The organism is Vibrio sp. 10N.222.48.A3 (assembly GCF_041475345.1).
Lineage (GTDB): Bacteria > Pseudomonadota > Gammaproteobacteria > Enterobacterales > Vibrionaceae > Vibrio > Vibrio tasmaniensis_A.
In genome coordinates, this window is sequence record NZ_JBFRVX010000471.1 from 1 (window position 1) to 2,538 (window position 2,538).

Here is a 2,538-nt window from a genome sequence, read left to right on the forward strand (position 1 = left end):
ATAGTGGTTTTTAGGTGTCTCATGATTCTGACTGCTCTACTGAATTTGGCGGCATCATATCATAATCATCAATAGATTCGACGTTCTCCGTCCCCTGAAAGAACACATAACCTCTGCTTTTGATCGCTGTTCCCCCACTGCTATCTAGTAGAAATAACCATCAAGTAGCACCTTATTGACGGAGGCCGTTCCTGTTAGAGCACCAGCTATGCCAGCATGATCAAACACTCAAAAATCCGTTAAAAATAGCGAAATATCAACCTATTTCAATATCTTGACCAAATTAGAACAACCTTTTCTGAAATCTAAAATATACTAGTTTCATAGAGCTTCTAATCTGGTTCTGTAGAACTTAACGCATTCGATTATAGAGTTATCACGTAGGAGATAAACATGAAGAAAATTGGTTTGATGGCTGTATTTGCCGTTGTGTTGGGCGGTTGTGCAAACGACTATGCAGAATATAGCGAAGGCCAACGTGTTTCAGTGGCTAACCCAGCTGCGGTTTATTGTGTTCAACAAGATGGTGAATTAGACACCGTAACTGAAAACAATCAACGCACTACTTATTGTGTATTTGATGACGGTGAACGTATCGAACAGTGGGAATACTACCGCAACAACCATGAGCAAAAAGAAGAAAGCTAAGCTGCGACATCGTGAACTGTTGACGTCACACCTATACACGACGTTGACCCTTCACTAATGCCACCCTGTCAAATGACATGACATTAGGTAAACTGTTCGCTATCGAGCGGTCGGTTTACCTTACTATACACATCAACTTTGTACACACATCAACTTTATACACAAAGCACCTTTGGGCTACCTACCTGTATTACTAATATTGGTGTTTTCGCTATCTCCACCAGCGATGTGTGTGATCTGATTCTGGATCTAAATAACGATTCAATAAAGTCAGGTTAGTATCGAGCAATGCTAGGTACTCCTTAACTTTTTCTATGTCGATTCCGACTGGGGTATTTTGGATGCAGGTCTCCAACACTGGAAGCAAGCTTTCTACGATATCAAAATGAGATGAACGCCCGACTAACTCCTTTGCCGCTAACAAGGCTTCCAAAGACAACCTTTCTGGCTCTCGTCTTACTGAATCCAAATCCCTCTTAAATGCACCCACAGAGACACCTTCAAGATAGACTCGGTAGGTCGTCAGAGCATCCATTAACAGAAACAATTGCCCTTGCTCTGTTTGATGAGGGTATGGCACTGCGACATGAGCCTCTCGCTGAGGATCTATTTGTAGTTCCACTCCAAGTGCAGAGCACTTCTCGACCAAAACCTTAAGCAAACCTTGCTCGTCCATCAGCGATTGAATCTCGAAGATACGTTGTAAGTGGTAGTCATTAGAAACGAACGTCACCGTCACACTCTGCCCGCGTGTAAACAGCCCACTTTCAATCATCTCTGAGGCCAAGTTTTGAATGTTCTCAACCGTATTTGTCGAATGCTGCTCAAGTAAAACCGCCCCTATGGGAAACGGATACTCAAGTTGATTTTCAAGCTCTCGAAAATACTCGTGCATCATATCGGCTTCAGAAACGGTTTGGCCTTGTGTCACCCCACCACAGAACGCCACAGCCGTTTGCTGGTTCGACTCTTCAGCCAAAGGCCCAGCCAGATACTCAACTAAAGCATCAACTCGACTGATTCCTTCATTAGTCAATTTATTCTCATTAAGTCGCTTACCTAGCACAATAAGGAGGTGAATAATGCTCATTTTATGTTCAAGTCTCGTTTTAGTGATTAGATGGAGTGAATTATGTATACAATACTTATTAACAAAAGTATTTTGAAATTCTTACATGTTGCTATCAATAATGCTCACTATTGATAGCAACATCTCGGGTCATACAAGAATAGACGTGTCGCTTTAAAGCAAACATAGCACGCTCTTGTATTTCATCGCTCTATGCTTGTTAACACGAGTTTCAATAAAAGAGACCTTTCAAGCAAAGAGCCAGCTCAATCGAATAACTGTTTCAGCCAAAGAACTGCTTCACCCAAAGAACAGGTTCACTCAAAGAAGTGGAACTAACGAAATACAAATTTTACACAGAGTTCGTTCATCGAACCGTCTTCACAGGAAGTTACTATGCTGTCTATTTTTGATATCTACAAAATTGGGGTTGGGCCGTCCAGCTCCCACACAAATGGACCAATGATCGCTGGGTTTAACTTTACCCAAAAAATTGATGCTCAGCTTACACAAGTAGAGCGTATTCAAATCGACTTATACGGCTCGTTATCATTAACGGGTATTGGTCACCATACAGACAGAGCGACCTTATTAGGTTTACTCGGCAACCGCCCCGACACCATTAAAATTACCAGTGCTAACAAAGCAATGCGTAAAGCAATTGAAGATAAGTCTCTACTGGTTAGCGGTAACCATGAAATTCACTTCGACGTAGAAAGCGACTTGCTGTTCCATAAAACCAACCTTCCGCTGCATGAAAATGGCATGACCATCTCTGCTTTTGACGCAAGCGGTAGTCTTTTAGAGATGGAAACATATCT

General features: G+C 42.0%; 3 protein-coding genes. 2 read left to right on the forward strand and 1 reads right to left on the reverse strand.

The annotated features are described in order from the left end of the window. The first annotated feature begins 393 nt into the window (after nucleotides 1–393). On the forward strand, nucleotides 394–648 hold the full coding sequence (locus tag AB4653_RS14050) for a DUF333 domain-containing protein (RefSeq protein ID WP_009845615.1): 255 nt from the start codon (nucleotides 394–396) through the stop codon (nucleotides 646–648). 211 nt (nucleotides 649–859) lie between these two features. On the opposite strand, the gene AB4653_RS14055 is transcribed toward AB4653_RS14050, so the two are convergent. Then, nucleotides 860–1,738 (reverse strand): YdcF family protein, encoded by an 879-nt coding sequence (locus tag AB4653_RS14055; protein WP_009845616.1) that lies wholly within the window; start codon nucleotides 1,736–1,738, stop codon nucleotides 860–862. A 375-nt stretch (nucleotides 1,739–2,113) separates the two neighbouring features. On the opposite strand from AB4653_RS14055, the gene AB4653_RS14060 reads away from it, so the two are divergent. After that, nucleotides 2,114–2,538 (forward strand): serine dehydratase beta chain (locus AB4653_RS14060; protein WP_372104485.1); only part of this gene is annotated, 425 nt, incomplete at its 3' end.

Bases quoted from the DNA above. Each gene is read 5' to 3' on its own strand.
- AB4653_RS14050 (WP_009845615.1), top strand. From the start codon at position 394: ATGAAGAAAATTGGTTTGATGGCTGTATTTGCCGTTGTGTTGGGCGGT.
- AB4653_RS14055 (WP_009845616.1), bottom strand. From the start codon at position 1,738: ATGAGCATTATTCACCTCCTTATTGTGCTAGGTAAGCGACTTAATGAG.